Annotated in this window: 21 protein-coding genes; 16 read left to right on the top strand and 5 right to left on the bottom strand. The window is 70.7% G+C overall.

Annotated features, from left to right (window positions below; genetic code table 11):
• Positions 1-2: 2 nt before the first annotated feature.
• Complete coding sequence (gene radA / locus WPS_RS06980; protein WP_317997114.1) at positions 3-1328, bottom strand: DNA repair protein RadA; 1326 nt, start codon at positions 1326-1328, stop codon at positions 3-5.
• A 91-nt stretch (positions 1329-1419) separates the two neighbouring features.
• On the opposite strand from radA, the gene WPS_RS06985 reads away from it, so the two are divergent.
• The 9 genes from WPS_RS06985 to thiL all read left to right on the top strand — a co-directional run bounded on the left by WPS_RS06985 (position 1420) and on the right by thiL (position 8478).
• Complete coding sequence (locus WPS_RS06985; protein ID WP_317997115.1) at positions 1420-1809, top strand: VOC family protein; 390 nt, start codon at positions 1420-1422, stop codon at positions 1807-1809.
• On the top strand, positions 1809-2492 hold the full coding sequence (cmk, locus tag WPS_RS06990; protein WP_317997116.1) for a (d)CMP kinase: 684 nt from the start codon (positions 1809-1811) through the stop codon (positions 2490-2492). The genes WPS_RS06985 and cmk overlap by 1 nt, the downstream gene beginning before the upstream one ends.
• A complete protein-coding gene (locus tag WPS_RS06995) occupies positions 2489-3076 on the top strand; it encodes a lysophospholipid acyltransferase family protein (protein ID WP_317997117.1) in 588 nt (195 codons plus the stop codon). The genes cmk and WPS_RS06995 overlap by 4 nt, the downstream gene beginning before the upstream one ends.
• Positions 3073-3918, top strand: a complete 846-nt coding sequence (ispH, locus tag WPS_RS07000; RefSeq protein WP_317997118.1) for a 4-hydroxy-3-methylbut-2-enyl diphosphate reductase — start codon at positions 3073-3075, stop codon at positions 3916-3918. Before WPS_RS06995 ends, ispH begins: the two co-directional genes overlap by 4 nt.
• Positions 3893-4888: a polyprenyl synthetase family protein gene (locus WPS_RS07005; RefSeq protein WP_317997119.1), complete on the top strand. Its 996-nt coding sequence runs from the start codon at positions 3893-3895 to the stop codon at positions 4886-4888. Before ispH ends, WPS_RS07005 begins: the two co-directional genes overlap by 26 nt.
• A 113-nt stretch (positions 4889-5001) precedes the next feature.
• Positions 5002-5766, top strand: a complete 765-nt coding sequence (locus tag WPS_RS07010) for a YebC/PmpR family DNA-binding transcriptional regulator (RefSeq protein WP_317997120.1) — start codon at positions 5002-5004, stop codon at positions 5764-5766.
• A complete protein-coding gene (locus WPS_RS07015; RefSeq protein WP_317997121.1) occupies positions 5766-6824 on the top strand; it encodes a PASTA domain-containing protein in 1059 nt (352 codons plus the stop codon). The genes WPS_RS07010 and WPS_RS07015 overlap by 1 nt, the downstream gene beginning before the upstream one ends.
• Positions 6825-6826: 2 nt before the next feature.
• Positions 6827-7507 carry a ribulose-phosphate 3-epimerase gene (gene rpe, locus WPS_RS07020; protein ID WP_405054941.1) on the top strand — a complete coding sequence of 227 codons (681 nt, stop codon included), beginning with the start codon at positions 6827-6829 and terminating at the stop codon, positions 7505-7507.
• The gene (gene thiL / locus WPS_RS07025) at positions 7504-8478 is read left to right on the top strand and encodes a thiamine-phosphate kinase (protein WP_317997123.1); all 975 of its coding nucleotides are present in this window, start codon (positions 7504-7506) and stop codon (positions 8476-8478) included. The genes rpe and thiL overlap by 4 nt, the downstream gene beginning before the upstream one ends.
• Before the next feature lie 78 nt (positions 8479-8556).
• Here thiL and rpmB read toward each other — a convergent pair whose 3' ends face one another.
• On the bottom strand, positions 8557-8754 hold the full coding sequence (gene rpmB / locus WPS_RS07030; protein WP_317997124.1) for a 50S ribosomal protein L28: 198 nt from the start codon (positions 8752-8754) through the stop codon (positions 8557-8559).
• 77 nt (positions 8755-8831) lie between these two features.
• On the opposite strand from rpmB, the gene WPS_RS07035 reads away from it, so the two are divergent.
• Genes WPS_RS07035 through ispF form a run of 7 tightly spaced genes read left to right on the top strand, consistent with a single transcriptional unit; the run spans position 8832 to position 15973 of the window.
• Positions 8832-10421 (top strand): DAK2 domain-containing protein, encoded by a 1590-nt coding sequence (locus WPS_RS07035; RefSeq protein WP_317997125.1) that lies wholly within the window; start codon positions 8832-8834, stop codon positions 10419-10421.
• Positions 10418-11419, top strand: a complete 1002-nt coding sequence (gene plsX / locus WPS_RS07040; RefSeq protein WP_317997126.1) for a phosphate acyltransferase PlsX — start codon at positions 10418-10420, stop codon at positions 11417-11419. Before WPS_RS07035 ends, plsX begins: the two co-directional genes overlap by 4 nt.
• Positions 11416-12303 carry a DegV family protein gene (locus tag WPS_RS07045; RefSeq protein ID WP_317997127.1) on the top strand — a complete coding sequence of 296 codons (888 nt, stop codon included), beginning with the start codon at positions 11416-11418 and terminating at the stop codon, positions 12301-12303. Before plsX ends, WPS_RS07045 begins: the two co-directional genes overlap by 4 nt.
• Complete coding sequence (gene hemW, locus WPS_RS07050) at positions 12300-13433, top strand: radical SAM family heme chaperone HemW (protein ID WP_317997128.1); 1134 nt, start codon at positions 12300-12302, stop codon at positions 13431-13433. The genes WPS_RS07045 and hemW overlap by 4 nt, the downstream gene beginning before the upstream one ends.
• Positions 13405-14514, top strand: coding sequence for a PIN/TRAM domain-containing protein (locus WPS_RS07055; protein WP_317997129.1), 1110 nt, complete (start codon positions 13405-13407; stop codon positions 14512-14514). Before hemW ends, WPS_RS07055 begins: the two co-directional genes overlap by 29 nt.
• Positions 14511-15464 carry a 2-C-methyl-D-erythritol 4-phosphate cytidylyltransferase gene (gene ispD, locus WPS_RS07060; RefSeq protein ID WP_317997130.1) on the top strand — a complete coding sequence of 318 codons (954 nt, stop codon included), beginning with the start codon at positions 14511-14513 and terminating at the stop codon, positions 15462-15464. Before WPS_RS07055 ends, ispD begins: the two co-directional genes overlap by 4 nt.
• On the top strand, positions 15464-15973 hold the full coding sequence (gene ispF, locus WPS_RS07065; RefSeq protein WP_317997131.1) for a 2-C-methyl-D-erythritol 2,4-cyclodiphosphate synthase: 510 nt from the start codon (positions 15464-15466) through the stop codon (positions 15971-15973). Before ispD ends, ispF begins: the two co-directional genes overlap by 1 nt.
• Here the strand turns inward: ispF and WPS_RS07070 are convergent.
• From WPS_RS07070 to WPS_RS07080, 3 genes are all read right to left on the bottom strand, one after another.
• Positions 15966-16154 (bottom strand): hypothetical protein, encoded by a 189-nt coding sequence (locus WPS_RS07070; RefSeq protein ID WP_317997132.1) that lies wholly within the window; start codon positions 16152-16154, stop codon positions 15966-15968. The genes ispF and WPS_RS07070 overlap by 8 nt on opposite strands.
• A complete protein-coding gene (locus tag WPS_RS07075; protein WP_317997133.1) occupies positions 16151-16342 on the bottom strand; it encodes a hypothetical protein in 192 nt (63 codons plus the stop codon). The genes WPS_RS07070 and WPS_RS07075 overlap by 4 nt, the downstream gene beginning before the upstream one ends.
• A 94-nt stretch (positions 16343-16436) precedes the next feature.
• Entirely contained in the window at positions 16437-19169 is a 2733-nt protein-coding gene (locus WPS_RS07080; RefSeq protein ID WP_317997134.1) for an ATP-binding protein, read from the bottom strand.
• Between the last annotated feature and the right edge of the window lie 152 nt (positions 19170-19321).

Below are 19321 nucleotides of genomic sequence, written 5' to 3' on the forward strand. Positions count from 1 at the left end.
GGTCAGTCGAACGCGAGCCGGATCGCCGTGGCGACGTCGCGCGCGGCATCGGGCGCGATCAGCCGGGTGAACCCGAGCTTCGTCGCCTCGGCGGCGCGCCGCACCGGGAGCGAGACGCTGCGCAGTTCGCCCGAGAGCCCGAGCTCGCCGAACGCGACCGCGCCGCTCGCCAGCGGGATGTCGCGAAACGCCGACGCGATTGCGAGTGCGATCCCCAGATCCGCCCCCGTCTCGACGACGCGCAGCCCGCCGGCGACGGAGCAGTAGATGTCGTGACCGCCGAGCTGCATCCCGGCGCGGCGTTCGAGGATCGCGATGATCATGGCGAGACGCGCGGCATCGACATTGGCCGCGAGCCGGCGCGGCGTCCCGTACGCGGCCTCCCCGACCAGCGCTTGGATCTCGACGAGCACGGGCCGCTGGCCCACCAGCGTGGGGACGACGCAAGTGCCGCTCGGACGCGCACCGCGCGACTGCAGAAACAGCGCCGACGGATCGGCGACTTCGTGCAGCCCGCGATCGTCCATCGAGAAGACGCAGATCTCGTCGATCCCGCCGAAGCGGTTCTTGTACGCGCGCACGATGCGGTACTCGCCCGATGCGTCGCCTTCGAAGTAGAGCACCGTGTCGACGAGATGCTCGAGCAGACGCGGGCCGGCGATCGCACCGTCCTTGGTGACGTGGCCGACGACGAACGTCGCGCAGCCAGTGCGTTTCGCAAACTCCATCAGGACCTGCGTGCAGTCGCGGATCTGCGAGACGCTGCCGGCGAATGACTCGACGTCGGGGAGCCACATCGTCTGAATCGAGTCGACCACCAGGATCTCCGGGACGTCGCGCTCGAGTGCGTCGAGCACCGCGCGCAGATTGGTCTCGGGGAAAACCAGCAGCGAGTCGGCCGCGCCGATCCGCTGCGCGCGCAGTTTCGTCTGCGCCGCCGACTCCTCGCCGCAGACGTAGACGGTCCCGGCGCCGTCGCGTGCGAGCGCCGTCGCCAGCTGCAGCAGCAGCGTCGATTTCCCCGCGCCGGGCGGACCGCCGAGCAGGACGAGGCTTCCGGGGACGATGCCGCCGCCGAGCAGTCCGTCGAACTCGCGCATCCCGGTGCGGCGCCGCGCGATGCGCGTCTCCTCGATCGCCGCGAGCCGGACCGGTCCGGCGGCGCGCAGCGGCGTAGCGACGGCCCGCGCCGATGCGCCCTTCGCCGGGCGGACCACCGGCGCGTCGTCGAAGGTGTTCCAGGCGTCGCACGACGGACAGCGTCCGAGCCAGCGCGCGGACTCAAACCCGCACCCCGTGCAGTAGTACACCGTTTTGGGCTTCGCCACCGCCGCATCGTTGCGCGGCCCTGTGCCTGACGCCTGGCACACCGCGCGGCCCGAGGATGGGGCGCCGTCGCGGACGCCGTAGGGAGCGCACGTGGAACACGCCCCGATTCCGGTCAGCGGCATGGACGCGAGCGGATACATGGTCAAGGACGCGGGGCGCGCGATCGCGTTCTATCGCGACGTGTTCGGTCTCGAACCGTCGTGGGTGTATCCCGGCGGCCACGGCGCGGAATACGAACTCTCCGACGGCACGACGTTCGTGCTGTGGGGCGGGGGCGCGCAGCCGGCGATGCCGTTTCAGCCCAGCAACGGGATCCTGTTCCGCGTCGCCGACGTCGCCGCGGCCGTCGCGGCGCTCCAGGCCCGCGGGATCGCGGTGCAGATGCAGACGGAGACGCCCGTGTGCGTCATGGCAATGATTGCCGATAGCGAAGGGAACACCGTCACGCTGCACCAGCGCAAAGCCGCGCCGGCGCGCTGATGTCCCAGCGGGAGAGCGTCGCGATCGACGGGTGGGTCGCGAGCGGGAAGACGACCGTCGCCAAGCAGTTGGCGGCGGAACTGCGCTTTCTGTATCTCGACACCGGTGCGATGTACCGCGCCGTCGCGTATCTCGCGCTGCGCAACGGCGTCGACCTCGACAACGAAGCGGCGCTGCTGGCGATGCTCGCGCACCACACGATCGCGATCGTCCCCGAACCCGAGGCGACGGCCGGCTATCGCGTGCTGATCGACCGCTTCGACACCGCCGAGCGGCTCTTCGATCCGGATGTCGCGGCGGCGGTCTCGACCGTCGCGGCGCTCCCGGGCGTGCGTCGTGAACTCGTCGCGCGCCAGCGCGCAATCGCCGAGCAGGGCCCGGTGGTGATGGCGGGACGCGACATCGGCACCGTCGTCCTCCCCGACGCGCGCCACAAATTCTTCCTGACCGCGTCGATCGACGAGCGCGCACGGCGCCGGCAGGCGGAGTTCCACGAACGCGGTCTCGACGTCGCGTTCGACGAGGTGCGCGCGCAGATCGCCGAACGCGATCGCCTCGATTCGACCCGCGCGGTTTCGCCGTTGCGCGCAGCGGACGACGCGATCACGATCGATTCGACCGAGATGGAACCCGGCCAAGTCGTCGCGCTGATGCGCAATGCAATGGAGCGCGCGCGGGCGTGAGCGTCTACGCCGCGGCAAAGTTCGCCGTCACCGCGATCGCGACGGCGCTCTTTCGCTATCGCGTGATCGGCGCGGAGAAGGTGCCCCGGGACGGCGGCGTCATCATCGCCGCCAACCACATCTCGAACTTCGATCCGCCGCTGCTCGGGATCGGCGTCCCGCGCCCCGTGTCGTACATGGCGAAGAAGGAGCTCTTCGCGCTCCCGGTCCTCGGCCCGCTCCTGCCGCATCTCAACGCCTTTCCCGTCGATCGCCAGGCCGGCGGAACCGCGGCGCTGCGCGCGAGCCTGCGGATGCTCAAGGAAGGGCGCTGCGTGGGGATCTTCCCCGAGGGCGGCCGCAACGTCAGCGGGACAAACGAAGAGAAGGCGGGCGCCGCCTTTCTGGCGGCGGCGTCGGGCGCGCCGGTCGTTCCGGCCGCGATCGTCGGCACGCGGTCGCTCCGTCCGTTCCGCCGGATCACCGTCGTCTTCGGCGATCCCCTGCGAATCGAACGGAACCGGAAGTCGGACGAGGGCGATCTGGAGAAGGGAGCAGCGGAGATTATGAGCCGGATACGCGCGCTCGAGGGGAGCATTCGTTGATCATCAAGCGAGCCAAGACGCAGGGGTTCTGCTTCGGCGTCGCCATCACGGTGAAGAAGGCCGAGGAGGCGATCGAACGCCTTCCGGGCGGCGTCACCACGCTGGGGCACGTCGTCCACAACCCGCAGATGGTCGCGCAGCTCGAAGCAAAGGGTCTCAAGAACGCCGCCGCGGTCGACGAGATCGAGAGCGGGACGATGTTCGTGCGCGCGCACGGCCTTCCGGTTGAGACGTTCGAGAAGGCGGCGGCCAAAGGACTCTCGGTGATCGACGCTACCTGCCCGATGGTCACGAAGATCCACGTCCAGGCCGAGAAGCTGCGCGACGAAGGCTACAAGATCGTCGTCGTCGGCGATCCCAATCACCCCGAGGTGAAGGGGACGCTCTCGCACGTCCCGGGGGCGTGGTGCATCACGAGCGTCGACGAGATCGCGGCGCTCCCGCGCGCGAGCCGGGTCGGAGTCGTCGTGCAGTCGACGTGGAACGGGCCCGGTTTCGCCGACATCGTCCGCAAGCTCAGCGAGAAGTATTACGAGGTGCGGGCCGTCAACACGATCTGCACCGACACCAAGAACCGGCAGACCGAGGTCGACGAACTCTCGCGCGAAGTCGAGGTGATGGTCGTCGTCGGCGGCAAGACGTCGGCGAACACGAAGCATCTCGCCGAACTTGCCGCGATGAACGGCGCGCGTTCGTATCACATCGAAGGACCGGACGAACTGCAGGCCGAGTGGTTCGCGGGGATCGAGCGAGCGGGGCTTATGTCGGGCGCGTCGACGCCGGGCTGGCTCGTCGATCAAGTCGCGGATCGGATGGATGCGCTCGCCCACCGCGTCGGATAATCTCGAAGCCGCGCTCGAACGCGCGGTCGCGCGTTTCGACGACGGCTCCGCGACGTGCGCGCAGATCCGTTACCACCTCGGCTTCGAAGACGAAGCGCGGCGCGGGAAGCGCTTGCGTTCGCGTCTGGTGCTCGCAGTCGCCGAAGAAGAAGGGGGCGATCCGGCCGCGGCGCTCGATCCGGCGTGCGCGGTCGAGATCATCCACGAGTTCTCGCTGGTCCACGACGACATCGAAGACGGCGACCGTCTGCGGCGCGGACGCGAGACGGTGTGGTCGCGCTTCGGGGTCGCGCACGGGATCAACGCCGGCGATGCGCTCTGCGCCGTCGCGTATCTCGCGCTGCTCGACGGAACCGTCACTCGCCCCGCAGACCGCACCGTCGCGATGACGCGCGCGCTGCACGAAGCGCACCTCGCGATGTGCGGCGGCCAAGCCCGCGACATCGCATTCGAGACGCAGACGCGCGTCTCGATTGACGACTACCGCGCGATGGCGGGCGGGAAAACGGCGGCGCTCTTCGGCGCGGCGTGCGAACTCGGCGCGCTGTGCGCCGGGGCGAGCGACGAGCGCGCGCGCGCGTACCGGCATCTCGGACGCGCGTACGGCCTGGCGTTTCAGATCGAGGACGACGTGCTCGGCACCTGGGGCGATCCCGGGACCACCGGCAAGCCGTCGGGCTCGGATCTGGCGCGCCGGAAGTGGACCTTTCCGGTGGTGTGGGCGGTGGCCGGGCCGCCGTCGGCGGCACGCGAGACGATCGCCGCGGCGTACGCACGCGGCGCCGCGCTCGACCCTCCGGCGGTCGCCGCCGCGATCGCCTCGCTCGATGCGCTCGGCGCGCGCGAGGCCGCGCTCGAAGCGGCGCGCGCGGAACTCGACGACGCCGACGCCGTCGCCGCGACGTTCGGCATCGACCGCAGCGGTGCGGTGCGCGCGTTCTTTCAGCGCGCGCTCAGGCGCATCGCCTGAAGCCGCATCGACGACCCCAGCGGGTATGGGGCTGGGGCCGCGAACAAGGTCCGGTCCGGCTTGGCGGCCGCGCACGTCCCCAGCGATCCCCCTTCTCTTCCGGTAGGTCTGGCATGTCTGGTCATTCCAAGTGGCACAACATCAAGCTGCGCAAGGGCAAGGTCGACGCGCAGCGCGGTGCGCTGTTCACGAAACTCAGCAAAGAGATCATCCTCGCCGCGAAAAACGGCTCGCCTGACCCGGCCGCCAACTACCGGCTGAAGATGGCGGTCGACAAGGCGCGCGCGAACAACATGCCGGCCGACAACATCAAGCGGGCGATCGCGCGCGCGAGCGGCGCCGGCGAGAAAGAGATCGAGGAGATCCGCTACGAGGGGTACGGTCCGGCCGGCGTCGCGGTCATCGTCGAAGCCGCCACCGACAACCGCAACCGCACCGCCTCCGAACTGCGCTTTCTCTTCAGCCGCAACGAGGGCGGGCTCGGCGAGACCGGGAGCGTCGGCTGGATGTTCGCATCGCGGGGGATCGTCGAGGTCGATCCGGGCCGGATGGACGAGGACGCGCTCACCGAGCGCGCGCTCATCGACGGCGTCGTCGACGTACGTGCGTCCGGCTCCGCACCGGCAGGCGAAGGGGCGGGGTTCGAGGTGGTGACCGAGCCGCAGGCGCTGATGGCGGTGAAAGACGCGCTCGAGGCCGCAGGGATCACGGTCAAATCGGCGCGTCTGGTGATGGAAGCGACGCAGACGACGCGGCCCGGGCCCGGCGACGCCGAGAAGGTGCTCGGCTTCCTCGATGCGCTCGAAGAGCACGAAGACGTGCAGAACGTGTACAGCAACGCGGAGTTCGACGAGGCACAGCTCGAGGCGCTCGCCTGATGCAGATGGAGGGCGCGCAGACGCCCGCGCGCGAGCCCCGCACCATCCTCGGCTGGCTTGGCGATCAGGATTGGGTCTTCGCCGTCGCGCTCGCGCTCGCGGTCGGCACGGCGGTGTGGTTCGCGCGCTCGATCAAGGACTTCTTCGGTCCGAGCGCCGCCAGCGTGGTCGTCCCGGCGCTCGCCGGGACGACGCGCACCGACGCGCTCGCCGAATGCGGGCGCGTGCGCCTGCAATGCAAGGTGCTCGCCACGCAGCCCAGCGACCGGTTTCCGAAAGACGTCGTGATGAGCCAAGCGCCGCCGGCGGGCTCGCGCGTGCGCGAGGGGCGCGCGGTCTCGCTGGTGGTGAGCAGCGGCGTGACGATCTTCGCGATGCCCGATCTGCGTTTCGAATCGCTGCGCAACGCCGGCTTGGATCTCAACCGGCTCAGACTGCAGCTCGCCAAGACGTCGATCGTCGCCAACGACGACATCCCCGCCAATCACGTCGTCGCGCAGGACCCGCCGCCGCTCACCAGCGTGCGCCAGGGTTCGCGCGTCACGCTGTCGCTGAGCAAAGGTCCGCCGAGCGCCGTGAAGGTGATCGACTTCGTCGGGATGCGGATCGATGCGGCGCGCGCGCGCGCACAGCACGCGAAAATCAAGCTCGGGCAGGTCGTGTGGACCCCGTTCGGGCCGAGCGGGAAGCCGCGCGGCGAGATCGTCCGGCAGAATCCGCCGCCGGGAACGCAGATCGACCCGTTCGAGGAAGTCTCGCTGCAAGTGAGCGCGGGTCCGTACGAGTACGGCTACCTCATCCGCCAGGTGCACGCGACCGCGACCGTACCGGCGCGCGACGACGCGGCGCGCGTGCGGATGCAGGTGCGCGACGACACCGGAACGTGGAATGTGTACGACGGCTTCGCGCAGGGCGGTCAGAAGCTCGACTTCAACTTGACGGTCGTCGGTAGCGCCGAACTCGACACGTACGTCAACAACGAGCTGCTGAACCAGACGAAGCTCGGCGTCGAACCCCCGAAGGGTCCGCCGCCGACGTCGCCGCCGGAGCGTAAGTGAACGTGCGTCGGCCGAAGATCGCGCCGTCGCTGCTCTCCGCCGATTTCGCGGCGATCGCCGATCAGATCGCGATGGTCGAAGCGGCTGGCGCCGACGAACTGCATCTCGACACGATGGACGGACGCTTCGTCCCCAACATCACCTGGGGGATGAAGATCGTCAAGGATCTGCGGCGTCTCACGGCGCTGCCGTTCGACTGCCACCTGATGATCGTCGAACCCGAACGGTACGTCGACGCGTTCCGCGAGGCCGGCGCCGACGTGATCACCTTCCACTACGAAGCGACGCCGCACCCGCACCGGCTGCTGCGCCATCTGCGCGAGATCGGAGCCAAGGCCGGGATCGCGATCAATCCGGGTACGCCCGCGGCGATGCTCGAGGATCTCATCGAAGAGATCGACCGCGTGCTGGTGATGAGCGTCAACCCGGGGTTCGGCGGCCAGTCGTTCATCGAGCGCGCGCTGGTGAAGGTCGAGGAGGTGCGCGCGGTGCTCGAGCGGCGCAACCCGGCCTGTGAGATTGAAGTCGACGGCGGGATCGGCTTGGCGAACATCGAGCGCGCGGTCCGCGCCGGCGCCGACGTGCTCGTCGCGGGCAACTCCGTCTTCGCCGCCGGCGATCCGCCGGCGGCACTGCGCGAGATGCGGTCCCGCGTCGATACCGCGCGCGCCGCGTCGCGTTGACCGAAGACGCGCTCGTCGCGCAGATCCGCGAACGCCTGCGCGGCGTCGACGCCGCGCGTCTGTCGGTCGGGATCGGCGACGACGCCGCGGTGTGGCAGCCGAAGGCGAATAACCGGAGCGTCATCACCACCGACGCGATGGTCGAGGGGGTGCACTTCAGGCGCGACGCGATGCCGCCCGAGGCGATCGGGCATCGCGTTCTCGCCGCGAACCTCTCCGATATCGCCGCGATGGGTGCGCGACCCGTGCTGGCGACGATCGCGCTGGGATTTCCGCCGGAGACCGACACGGACTGGCTGCTGCGCTGTTACGACGGGGTCGCCGCGCTCGCGGCGCGCGCGCACTGCACGATCGCCGGCGGCGACCTCACGCGCGCGCCGGCGATCCTGTTCTCGGTTACGGTGATCGGCGAGGTGCGCGCATCGAACGTCACCCTGCGCAGCGGCGCACGCCCGGGCGATGTCGTCGCGCTCACCGGTCCGCTCGGCGCGAGCCGGGCAGGGCTGCTCCTCGCGCTCGACCGGCCCGACCTGGCGTTCGATCCCGCGTTCGCGCCGCTGCTCGCCGCGTATCGCACGCCGGAACCGCGGCTTCGGGAGGGGCGCTGGCTCGGGGCATCGCGGCACGTCCACGCGATGATCGATACGAGCGACGGGCTCTCGACCGATCTCGGGCGCTTGTGCGCGGCATCGGGGACCGGCGCGGAAGTCGACGCGATCCCCGTGCACGCGGTTGCGCGCGCGCTCGCCGAGCGCACCGGCGACGATCCCGAACGCTGGGCGCTCGACGGCGGCGAAGATTTCGAACTGCTCGCCGCGATCGATCGGCACGCGTTCGGGCACCTCGCGAACCGCTTTCACGCGCACACGGGCCGCACGCTGCTGCGCGTGGGCCGCATCACCGGGGGTGCGGAGGTGCGCTTCGCGGACGGCATCGCCATCGCGCCCTCCGGCTGGGATCATCTTCGTTGAATACGGATCCCGCCGGAAACAGTGAGAGGGCGCGACTCGCGTTCGCGCCCCCCGTCACGTAGGAACCGGAGCTGAAGGTTAGGCGACGCCCACGCGCTTGACCCGCTTGCTCCGCAGGCAACTGGTGCAGACGCGGGCCGTCTTGTGCGTGCCGCGGTCGTCGATCTTGACGGCCTGCAGGTTGGGGAGCCACCGCCGCTTGGTCTTGTTCATCGCGTGGCTGACGTTGTTTCCCGTCATCGGTCCCTTGCCGCACACGTCGCATCGCTTGGCCATAACGGAGGGAGTGTATCAAAAACGCGGACTCCGGTAAAGGGCGGCGGCTGCCGCCCCCGGAACGCGAACGGCGCTCGATGGCAGTCACCCATCTCGACGGCCGCGCGTTCGAACGATTCGTCGCGGCCGGCACGTACTTTCTGCGCAAATATCGGGGCGTCCTCAACGACCTGAACGTGTTCCCCGTCCCCGACGGCGACACGGGTTCGAACATGTTTCTGACGGCGAAAGCGGCGCTGCGCGAGGCGAGCAAGGTCCGGGATCAGGAGCTCTCGACGGTGGCCGCGGCGGCCGCGAACGGCTCGCTGCTCGGCGCCCGCGGCAACAGCGGGGTGATCCTCTCGCAGATGCTGCGCGGGTTCTCGCACAGCGTCCGCCACCGCAGCTCGATCGATACCTTTCAACTGTCGCTCGCGATGAAGGAGGCGGTCGCCGCCGCCCGCGCCGCGCTGACCAAGCCGGTCGAGGGGACGATCCTGACGGTCGCCGGGGCCGCCGCCGACGAAGCGTACCGCCTCGCCGTCCGGGAGCCGGACTTCTACCGGCTGGCGAACGCGGTGCTGCGCGCCGCGAACGACGCGCTCGAACGGACGCCCGAGCAGCTCCCGGCGCTCAAGGAGGCCGGCGTCGTCGACTCCGGCGGCGCCGGCTTCTGTTACTTCCTCGAAGGCGCGCTGCGTTTTCTCCCCGAGGCGACCGTCCGCGCCACGGCCTTTCCGCGCCGGCCGACCCGCTCGGCCGTCTTCACCCGTCGGCAGGCTGTCGGCGAGTACCGGTTCTGCACCGAGTTCGTGCTCGAGGACGCGAACGTCGAGGCGTACCCTCTGCGCGATCAGTTGGAGAAGCTCGGCGACTCCCTGCTGGTCATCGGCGCCAAGCCGACGATCAAGGTCCACGTGCATACCGCCGAGCCGGAGACGGTCAAGGCGATCGCCGCGCGGTACGGCGCCGTGACCCGCTGGAAGGTCGAGGACATGGCCCGCCAGCACACCCTCCTCGTCGTCGACGCGCCGCTGAGGCCGGTCGGGATCGCCGCCGTCGTCGCCGGCCCCGGCTTCGACCGTATCGCGCGCGAACTGGGCGCCGACGTCACCATCCCGACGCCGGCCGGCGCCAACCCGTCGGTCCAGGATCTCCTCGTCGCCGCCAACGCCGCGCTCGCGTCGACGGTCTACCTGCTCCCCAACGACTCGAACGTCGCCCTCGCCGCCCGCGAGGTCCCGGCCCTCACCGACAAGCGGGTGGTGATCGTCCCGACCCGCGACCCCGTCGCCGGCCTCGCGATGCTGCTGCGGCTCGCAGGCGCCGACGAGCCCGTCGCGTTCGACCGCCTCACCGCCGCGCTCGAGGAGGTGCGCAGCGCGTCGGTCTTTTTTGCCGGCAAAGATTCGAGCGTCGGCGGCGTCGCGGTGCAGCGCGGCGCGCCGACCGCGTCGATCGGTGGACGCCTGATCACCGCGCCCGCGCTGAACGACCTCATCGTCGAGACGGCCGCCCAACTCGGCGCGGGCGACGGCGGGCTCATCACGCTCTACTACGGGAACGCCCAGAAAGAACGCGACGCGCAGAGACTCGCCGCGACGCTCGCCGAACGTTTTGCGGGGATCGAGGTCGAATACTACTACGGCGGACAGCCGGCGATCGAGTACTGGATCTCGTACGAATGAGCAGCCAGGGACGAGCCCTCCGCGTCATCGCGGTCGACGCGATGGGCGGCGACGATGCGCCCGGCGAGATCGTCGCCGGTGCGCTGGCCGCGCACCGCGACGGGCTCGGCCGCATCGTGCTGGTCGGCGATCGCGCGCGGATCGAACCCCTGCTCCACGGCGAACGCGCGATCGAGGTGGTGCATTCGGCCGGTGAGGTCGCGATGGACGCGCAGGCCTCCGCCGTCGTGCGCAAATCGGCCGGCACGTCGCTCGGCGACGCGATCGATCTGGTCCGCGACGGAAAGGCCGACGCCGTCGTCTCGGCCGGGAACAGCGGCGCGTTCCTCGCGATCGCACTGGTGCGGCTGCGCACCATCCCGGGGATCGCGCGGCCGGCGATCGGCGCCGTCCTGCCGGGACGAACCGGACCGGTCGTGCTGTGCGACGCCGGCGCCAACGTCGACTGCAAGCCCGAGTGGCTGATGCAGTTCGGCGTGATGGGGAGTGCGTACGCGCGCGCGGCGCTGGGGATCGCCGAGCCGCGCGTCGGGATCATCTCGGTCGGCGAAGAGCGAACGAAGGGCAACACGCAGACGATTGAGGCGGCCGCGCTGTTGGAACGCGCACCGGTGCGCTTCGTCGGAAACGTGGAGGGCAAGGATGTGCTGCTCAACCATGCCGACGTGATCGTCGCCGACGGTTTCGTCGGCAACGTGATCCTCAAGACGGCGGAGGGCGCGGCCGCGTATTTCCGCGAGGTGCTGCGCGAGTCGTACGAGAGCGCGGGGCTCGTCGGCAAGGCCGGCGCGCTGCTGAGCCGCGGCGTGTTCGACGCGATGCGCGTGCGCTTGAACTACGCGACCTACGGCGGCGCGCCGCTGCTGGGCGTGCGCGGCAACTGCGTCGTCGCGCACGGCCGTTCCGATCGCGTCGCGATCCGCAACGCGATCCGCCAGGCGGCGGCGGTCGCCGGCGCCGATCTCGTCGGCTCGATCGGCGCGGCGCTGGCAGCATGAGCGCAGCGCCGCAGACGCGCCGCGTCGCGATCGTCACCGATTCGACCTCGGATCTCGAGCCCGCCGACGCCGCGGCGCGCGGGATCGACGTCGTCCCGCTGTTCGTCAACTTCGGCGACGCGCGGTTTCGCGATCGGGTCGATCTCTCGCTCGACGAGTTCTATCGCAAGCTCGCGAGCCTCACGGTGCTGCCGACGACATCGCAGCCGACGCCCGCGCTGTTCGAAGAGGCGTTCCGTCCGCACGTCGAGGCGGGACGCGCAATCGTGTGCGTGACGATCATGGCGTCCCTCTCCGGGACGATCAACGCTGCGACGACGGCGGGCCGTTCGTTTCCGGGCGCCGAGATCCGCGTCGTCGACAGCGGGACGGTCGCCGGCGGGCTCGCGCTGATCGCACAGCACGCGAGCGACCTCGCGCGCGACGGCGCCGATGCCGCGACGATCGCCGCCGCGCTCGAAGGCGACGCGCGCACGCTGCGCGGCTACGCGACCGTCCCCGACCTCTCGCACGCCGTGCGGACCGGCCGCGTCTCGCGCGCGCAAGCGTTCATCGGTTCGTTGGTTAAGATACTTCCGGTGCTGCGGATCGACAGCGGCAAGATCCAGGAACACGCGCGCGTCCGCACGTTCGCCCGCGCCCTCGACGCGATCGTCGATGCCGGCGCCGCGGTCGCCAATCAGGCCGACGGTGCGCGCATCTGCGTGATCGACTCGCACGCCGCCGACGAAGCGGCGATCGTCGCCGCTCGTCTGCGCGAGAAGATCACCACGGTGCCGTTGCTGTTCGAACGGCTGCAGGCAGGCCCGGTCATCGGCACGCACGCGGGACAAGGCGCCCTCGGCGTGTTCGTCCTGCCTGGTCCTTCGACCGGCTCAGGATGACGTCGGAGACGGCGGGCGTGTACGTGCACCTGCCGTTCTGTCCGTACCTGTGCCCGTACTGCGATTTCGCGAAATGGGCGTGGGACGACGCGCGCGCCGAGCGCTACCTGCGCGCGCTGCACGCCGAGATCGACGCGGCACCGCCCGTGCGGGCGCGAACGCTCTTTTTCGGCGGCGGGACCCCGACGCTCTACGGCGCCGCCGAGATCGCGGCGATCGTCGCGCGCGTGCGCGAGCGGTTCGCGCTGGCCGCCGGCGCCGAGGTCACCGCGGAGGCCAACCCCGACCCGGCGCTGGTCGAGAAGATCCCGGGACTCATCGCCGGCGGCGTGAACCGGCTTTCGATCGGCGTGCAGTCGTTCGACGCGCGCGAGCTGCGCGTGCTGGGGCGGCGCCACACCGCCGGCGACGTTCGGCGCGCGGTCGCCGCCGCGCGCGCTGCCGGGGTGGCGAGCCTCTCGCTCGATCTGATCTTCGGCGTCCCCGGTCAGAGCGTCGCGGACTGGGAGCGTTCGCTCGATGCGGCGCTCGCGCTCGACGTCGATCATCTCTCGTGTTACGGCCTCACGGTCGAGGAGGGAACGCCCTACGCAGCCTGGTTCGCGCGTGATCCGTCGGCGTTCGCCGACGACACGCGCGAAGCGGAACTCTACGCGCTCGCGATCGAGCGCCTCGGCGCCGCCGGTTACGAGCAGTACGAGATCTCGAACTGGGCGCGCCCCGGCCATCGCAGCGGTCACAACCAGATCTACTGGCGCAACGAGCCGTACCTGGGGTTGGGCGTCTCAGCGGCTTCCTACCTCGACGGTGTTCGCTCGACCCATGCGCGCGATCTCGAGGTCTATTGCACCGCGGCGCTGGCGGGGGCGACGATCCCGGGCGAGTTCGAACGCCTCGAAGGCGCGGCGCAGGCCGGCGAGGCGATCATGCTCGCCCTGCGGACCGCCGAAGGAGTCGACGCCGTCGCGTTCCGCGAACGGTATGGGCTCGATGTGGAAGAACGCTATGGGACGACGATCGACGAACTGGCGGCGGCGGGTATGCTCGAACGCGCCGGCACGAGCGTGCGCCTCACGGCGCGCGGACGGTTCGTAGCCAACGATGTCTGTGGTGCGTTCCTCGCCGACTGAACCGGGACGCGGCGTCGCGACGACGCTGCTGCGCGTCGCCTTTGCGGCGATTTTCGGGACGACGGGCTTTCTGCTCGGCCGCGAAGCCTATCTCCACCTGTTCTCGCTGCACGTTGCGAGCGAGTTTTGGCAGCTCACCCTGCTCATCGCGGCTCCGGTCGCGGGCGCGCTCCTCGGCGTGCTGATCGTCCCGCTCGTGCAATCGTTCTTCGTCGCCGAACTGCATCAGGTCGAGCGCGCGATCGACCGGCTCGCGCCGGGCGAACTCGTCGGCGGCGCGATCGGCCTGGTGACGGGGCTCGTCGTCGCGTTCCTGGTGAAGAGCGTGCTGTTCGAGTTCATCACGTTCGCCGGCCCGACCGGCGGCTACATCGCGATCGCGCTGTACCTCGTGCTGAGCCTGTTCGCGGCGTTTCTCGGCGCGCGGGTCGGCGCCAAACAGCGCGTCGCTCTCTCGGGGATGGCGGCTTCGGCGAGCGGGAGCGGCGGCGAACCGAAGGTGCTCGATACCTCGGTGATCATCGACGGTCGCGTCCTCGACATCGTGCGCAGCGGCTTTCTCGAAGGACCGCTGCTGCTGCCGCGCTTCGTGCTGCGCGAACTGCACCTGATCGCCGACAGCTCCGATCCGCTCAAGCGCACGCGCGGACGGCGCGGGCTGGAACTGCTGCGCAAGCTCCAGGACACGATCGCGATCGAGATCGTCGAGCGCGATCCGGAAGAGATCGCGCAGGTCGACGCCAAGCTCGTGCGCCTCGCCCAGGAGCGCGGCGCGAAGCTCGTCACGAACGACTTCAACCTCAACCGCGTCGCGCAAGTCGAAGGCGTGAGGGTGCTCAACATCAACGAGCTCGCGAACGCTGTGAAGCCGGTGCTGCTGCCGGGCGACGAACTCCGGGTCGCGGTGATTCGCGAAGGACGCGAGACGCACCAGGGCGTGGGGTATCTCGACGACGGTACGATGATCGTCGTGGAGAACGGCCGGCGGCTGATCGGCGAAACGGTCGAGGTGGCGGTGACCAGCGCGCTGCAGACGAACGCGGGGCGGATGATCTTCGCGCGGCCGAAGGTGCGCGCGTGATCTGGGGCGCGGTGATCGTCGCCGCCGGCCGAGGGACGCGCTTCGGGCGCCCCAAACAGCTCGTGGAGCTCGCAGGACGGCCGATGATCGCGTGGTCGGTCCTGACGTTCGCCTCGATGCCGGAGATCAGCGAGATCGCGATCGTCACCGAGCCCGAATTCATCGAACGGATCGAAGCGATCGCGCATGCGGCGGTGCGGCACGCGACGGTGCGCGTGGTGCGCGGCGGCGACGAGCGCCAAGCCAGCGTGCGCGCCGGGATCGAGGCGCTCGGCGACGGCGTCGCAGCGATCCTCGTGCACGACGGCGCGCGTCCGCTGGTGCAGGCGGTCGACGTGCGCGCCGGTATGCGGCCGGTGCAGCCCGGGATCGCATCGCTGCTCGCGACGCCGGTCGTCGACACGGTCAAGGTCGTCGCCGACGGGAAGGTGACGCGAACGCTCGACCGCGCCGAACTCTGGGCCGCGCAGACGCCGCAATTCGCCACCGCGCGCGACCTGCGCCGTGCGCACGCCGACGCCGTCCGCCACGGTACGCCCGCGGCGACCGACGACGCGGCGCTCCTCGAGCGCGCGGGCCTCGACGTCCTCGTCGTCCCCGGCGCGCCGGAGAACTTCAAGGTGACGCTGCCGACCGATCTGGTGCGGGCCGAAGCGCTGCTGCGCGAGCGCGCACCGCACGCGCTCACCGATGAAGAGGTGCTGCTGGTCGAGTGCTACGTCGATCCGGGCGCCGTCGACGCCGTGCTCAGCGAGCTCGAAGCGCGCGATGCGCGCATCGACGAGATCGATCGCGAGCTCCCCGGCGCAAACGTCGTGCGCGCCTACGCGAGCTCCGCCGCGCTGCGCGGTTTCGGCGCGCGCCTCCACGCGCTCGCCGGCGAGCAGGCCGTGTTCACCGCGCACCTCTCGCATTTGGCGCCGCGGATCGCGGTCGACCGCGAGCATTGATGCACGAACCGAAAGCGCGCGTCGGCCACGGCTTCGACGCGCACCGGCTCGTCGAGGGACGGCCGTTCATCTTGGGCGGCGTGCGCGTGCCGTTCGAGAAGGGCCCGCTCGGACACAGCGACGCCGACGTGCTGACGCACGCGGTCTGCGACGCCCTGCTCGGCGCGTGCGCGCTGGGCGATTTGGGCGCGCACTTCCCCGACACCGACCCGCAGTGGAAGGACGCCGACTCACTGCGGCTGCTCGCCGCATGTCACGAGCTGGCGGTGCGCAAAGGCTGGACGATCGCGAACATCGATGCGACCGTCGTCGTGCAGCAGCCGAAGCTCGCGCCGTTCGTCGGCGCGATGCGCGATTCGCTCGCCGACGTGCTCGGGCTCGAAGTCGAGCGGATCAGCGTGAAGGCGAAGACGAGCGAGGGGATGGGCTACACCGGTGACGGTACCGGGATCGCGGCCTACGCGGTCGTGCTGATGGAAGCGCTGGGCGGCAAGGAATCCGCTATTTGAGCGAACAGCGCGGGACGTAGGGTTCCGCCGGCGGCGGCGGGCGTTTTCGCGGCGGCGGCACGTCAACGTCCTCCTCGTCCTCGTCTCCCGGTGCGGCGGCGGCCGGCGTCTGCCCGGCATTGGGAAACGGCACCACCACCGCGTCGTCGCCCAGACCTTCGAACGGGGCGAACCAGATCACAGCGCTTTCACCTGAAGCTCTTGCCGGCTGCCCTCGCCGGCGCCGCGGACGTCGTCGCGCTGACGTCTCCGAGCGGTAAGTTCATCATCCCACACCCCGGCAGCAGCGCACTCGGCCGCGATCTCACGCAGTTCGGCGAGGAACCGGAGGGAACCGGCGATCTGCCGGGGCGGCGGTGCGAAGTCCATGCCCAAACGCTACCGGAGCGGGCGGGCGGCAACCATCCGGGACGGTACGGAGCTTGAGCGCGGCCGATACGCAACTTCCGTACCGGCGGTGCGGCTACGGGGCGGCCGAGGTCTCGGCGAGGAGCGCCGCGAGCTCGCGGCGGCCGTTGACGCCCAGCTTCCGATAGACCGAGGCGACGTGGGTCTCGACGGTACGCTCGGAGATCACCAGCAGCTCGGCGATCGCCTTCGCCGGGTGCCCGCCGACGACGAGCCGGGCGATCTCGCGCTCGCGCGGGGTGAGCGTCGACTCGCCGCGACGGCGGGTGGTGGCCGCGGTCTGGGTCAGCCGGGCGACCTCTCCGGCGGCCCCGCGTTCGCGGAACAACGCGACCGCGTCGGCGGGACGACCGGCCGCCTCGAGCGCGTAGCCTTGATCGATGCGCCAGCCCGCCGACGCGAGCGCCGCGGCCGCGTCGAGGGCGCGCGCGGTCGCCGCCGCGCGGTCGCGCAGCCGCTGCGCATCGCGGGCGTCGGCCAGGAGCAGAAAGCCCTGCGCGCTGACCGCCCCTTCGAAGCCCGCAAGCTGTTCGAGCCGCTCCCGCGCGGCGATGCGCAGCGAACGCGAGCCGAAACGCGCGGCGGCGTCGTGGGCCCAGTACGGAAACGCGCCGACGCCAAGGAACGGCCCGCAGGCGGCGACCGCCGCCGCCGCGTCGTCGAGCCGCCGCTGCGCCGCGTGCTGATACGCCAGTGCGCCGCCGAGGATGCAGACCGCGAAGCCGTCACCCGACGAGACGGCCTCGTCGAGCGCGTCGACCGCCTGCCGGAAGAACTCGTCGTCGACGGCCCCGCGCAGCGTCCCCAGACGCAGGGCGAGCGCGATGCGCGCGTGCCGGACGATCGCCACCCCGTGCTCGATCCACGTCGTTCGCGCGAGCAGCGCGTCGGCGCCCGGAAGGTCGCCGGCGACCAGCGCGGCGAGGCCGGCGTTCGTCGCGAGCCACGCGGTCTGGCGCAGGTTCTTCACGTCGTCGGCCGTCCGCAGCGCATCGTCGTACAGCGCGCGCGCGCGCGCTATCGGGCCGGCGAAGAGTTCGAGATTCGCCCAGTTGTTGTACGTGCGCAGCACCAGATCGTGATCGCCGATCGCGCGCGCGGACACGATCGCTTCGGCGTATTTCTCGCGCGCCTCCGACGAACGTCCGAGCGCCGAGAGCGCGTAGGCGTACGTCGCCGCCAGACGCGTAGTGATCGCGGCCTCCGGTGCGGCGTCCGTCAGCGCTTCGGCGGCTCGCAGCCGTTCGAGCGCCGCGAGGGGATCGCCGCGCGAGGCCAGCAGTCCGGCCAGCATCGTCTCCGCTTCGAACCGCAGGGTCGCGTCCGCGTCGCGCGTCGTCAGCGCGCCGCACTCGGCGATCCCGTCGTCGTAGCGTCCCGATTCGAAGAGCACGCGCGCGCGGCGCAGCGAGAGGCGATGCGCGTAGGCGGAGCGGCCGGTCACGGCGGTGGCGTCGGCCGCGTTCGCATACCAATCCGTCGACCGCCGCATGTCGCCGATCGCGTACCACGCCTCGGCGCACTTCTCCGCGACGCGGGCGCGGCGCTCGACGTCGGCCGTGCTGCGAAATGCGCGCTCGTAGGAACGCGCCGCGTCGGCGTAAGCGAAGACCGCGGCGGCGCGATCGGCCGCGCGTTCGCACCACAGCGCCGTGTTCTCGCCGTCCGCCGCGCGCCACGCGTGTTCCGCAACGGCGGCGAGATCGGGCGGGTTGGCCGCGGCGAGCATCGTCGAGACGCGCGCGTGCAGAACCCGCGTCTCCGCGCGCAGCAATTCGGCATAGATCGCCTCGCGCGTGAGCGCGTGGCGGAAGGCGAACGAGTCGCCCGCGTCGTCGGCCTCCTCGACCACCAATTGCAGATCGCGCGCGCTGCGCAGCGCCGCGTAGACGGCTGCGGGAGCGACGCCCATCAGTTCCGCGACGAAGCGCGCCGAGAAGCGGCGGCCGATGACGGCGGCGTGCACGAGGACGTCGCGCTCCGCGACCGCGAGGCTCCGGTACCGTTCGCGTACCGTTGCGCGGATCGTGCGCGGCACCGACGTTTCGCCCGACTCGCCGCGATCGATGCGCTCGAGCAGACCGCGCAGGATCTCCTCGGCGAAGAGCGGCCGGCCGTCGGCGAGATCGCGCACCGCAGCGATCGCGTCGTCGCCGAGCGAGCGTTCCACCGACGCGAGCGCGGTCATGATGAGCCGTTCGATCTGACCGTCGGCGAGCGGGTTGAGCGTCAGAATATCCGCGTCGCGTTCGATCGCCGCGAGCGCGCGGGTCACCGCGGAGTCGTCTTCGAGCGCCTCGTCGTTGCGGTAGGCGATCACGAAGAGGACGCGCGCGTCGGTGAGCTGCGCGGCGCAGTAGCGCAGCAGATCGATCGTCGCGACGTCGGCCCACTGCAGGTCGTCGAGCGCGACGATCAGACCGCGCGAACGCGATGCAGCGTGCCGCCGCAGCGCGTCGGCGACCGACGCGTACCACAGCAGCTTGGTGTCGGCGACGGCGCCGCGCGGGATCTCCGGGATCGTCAGCGCCAGCGCGTCGAGCGCCTCGGCGATCGCCGCGTACGGCCCGTTCGCATACTCGCGGACCGCGCCGGCACCGACGTCGAACCCGTCCTCCGCGACGGCACCGAGAAACTCCGCGATCAGCCGCGTCTTCCCGATCCCCGCTTCGCCGCGCACGACGATGCAGCCGGCGCGCTCGCCCAAATCGCCGGCGCGTGAGAGCAGAAAACCCAATTCGCGCGATCTGCCGATCAGGTTGCGGCTGTAGACGCCGGTCGAGATCACGTCGCGGGCCTTCGCTGTACGATCCTGCAACGCATGGTATTTCTGTCGGGAAAGGGAAACGTCTCGCCATGCCCGTTGCACTTTTCGAACGACCCCTGGTCCTGAGCGCCGGTCAGCCGCCCGGTGACGGCACGCGGAACATCGACGCCGAA

Source organism: Vulcanimicrobium alpinum, assembly GCF_027923555.1.
Classification (GTDB): Bacteria; Vulcanimicrobiota; Vulcanimicrobiia; order Vulcanimicrobiales; family Vulcanimicrobiaceae; genus Vulcanimicrobium; species Vulcanimicrobium alpinum.

What these genes read in the sequence shown, in the direction of transcription:
- WPS_RS07005 (WP_317997119.1), top strand. Translation starts at nt 3,893, where the DNA reads ATGCGCTCGCCCACCGCGTCGGATAATCTCGAAGCCGCGCTCGAACGC.
- ispF (WP_317997131.1), top strand. Translation starts at nt 15,464, where the DNA reads ATGCACGAACCGAAAGCGCGCGTCGGCCACGGCTTCGACGCGCACCGG.
- WPS_RS07035 (WP_317997125.1), top strand. Translation starts at nt 8,832, where the DNA reads ATGGCAGTCACCCATCTCGACGGCCGCGCGTTCGAACGATTCGTCGCG.
- plsX (WP_317997126.1), top strand. Translation starts at nt 10,418, where the DNA reads ATGAGCAGCCAGGGACGAGCCCTCCGCGTCATCGCGGTCGACGCGATG.
- WPS_RS07010 (WP_317997120.1), top strand. Translation starts at nt 5,002, where the DNA reads ATGTCTGGTCATTCCAAGTGGCACAACATCAAGCTGCGCAAGGGCAAG.
- WPS_RS07075 (WP_317997133.1), bottom strand. Translation starts at nt 16,342, where the DNA reads ATGGACTTCGCACCGCCGCCCCGGCAGATCGCCGGTTCCCTCCGGTTC.
- WPS_RS07045 (WP_317997127.1), top strand. Translation starts at nt 11,416, where the DNA reads ATGAGCGCAGCGCCGCAGACGCGCCGCGTCGCGATCGTCACCGATTCG.
- WPS_RS07055 (WP_317997129.1), top strand. Translation starts at nt 13,405, where the DNA reads ATGTCTGTGGTGCGTTCCTCGCCGACTGAACCGGGACGCGGCGTCGCG.
- rpmB (WP_317997124.1), bottom strand. Translation starts at nt 8,754, where the DNA reads ATGGCCAAGCGATGCGACGTGTGCGGCAAGGGACCGATGACGGGAAAC.
- cmk (WP_317997116.1), top strand. Translation starts at nt 1,809, where the DNA reads ATGTCCCAGCGGGAGAGCGTCGCGATCGACGGGTGGGTCGCGAGCGGG.
- hemW (WP_317997128.1), top strand. Translation starts at nt 12,300, where the DNA reads ATGACGTCGGAGACGGCGGGCGTGTACGTGCACCTGCCGTTCTGTCCG.
- WPS_RS07015 (WP_317997121.1), top strand. Translation starts at nt 5,766, where the DNA reads ATGCAGATGGAGGGCGCGCAGACGCCCGCGCGCGAGCCCCGCACCATC.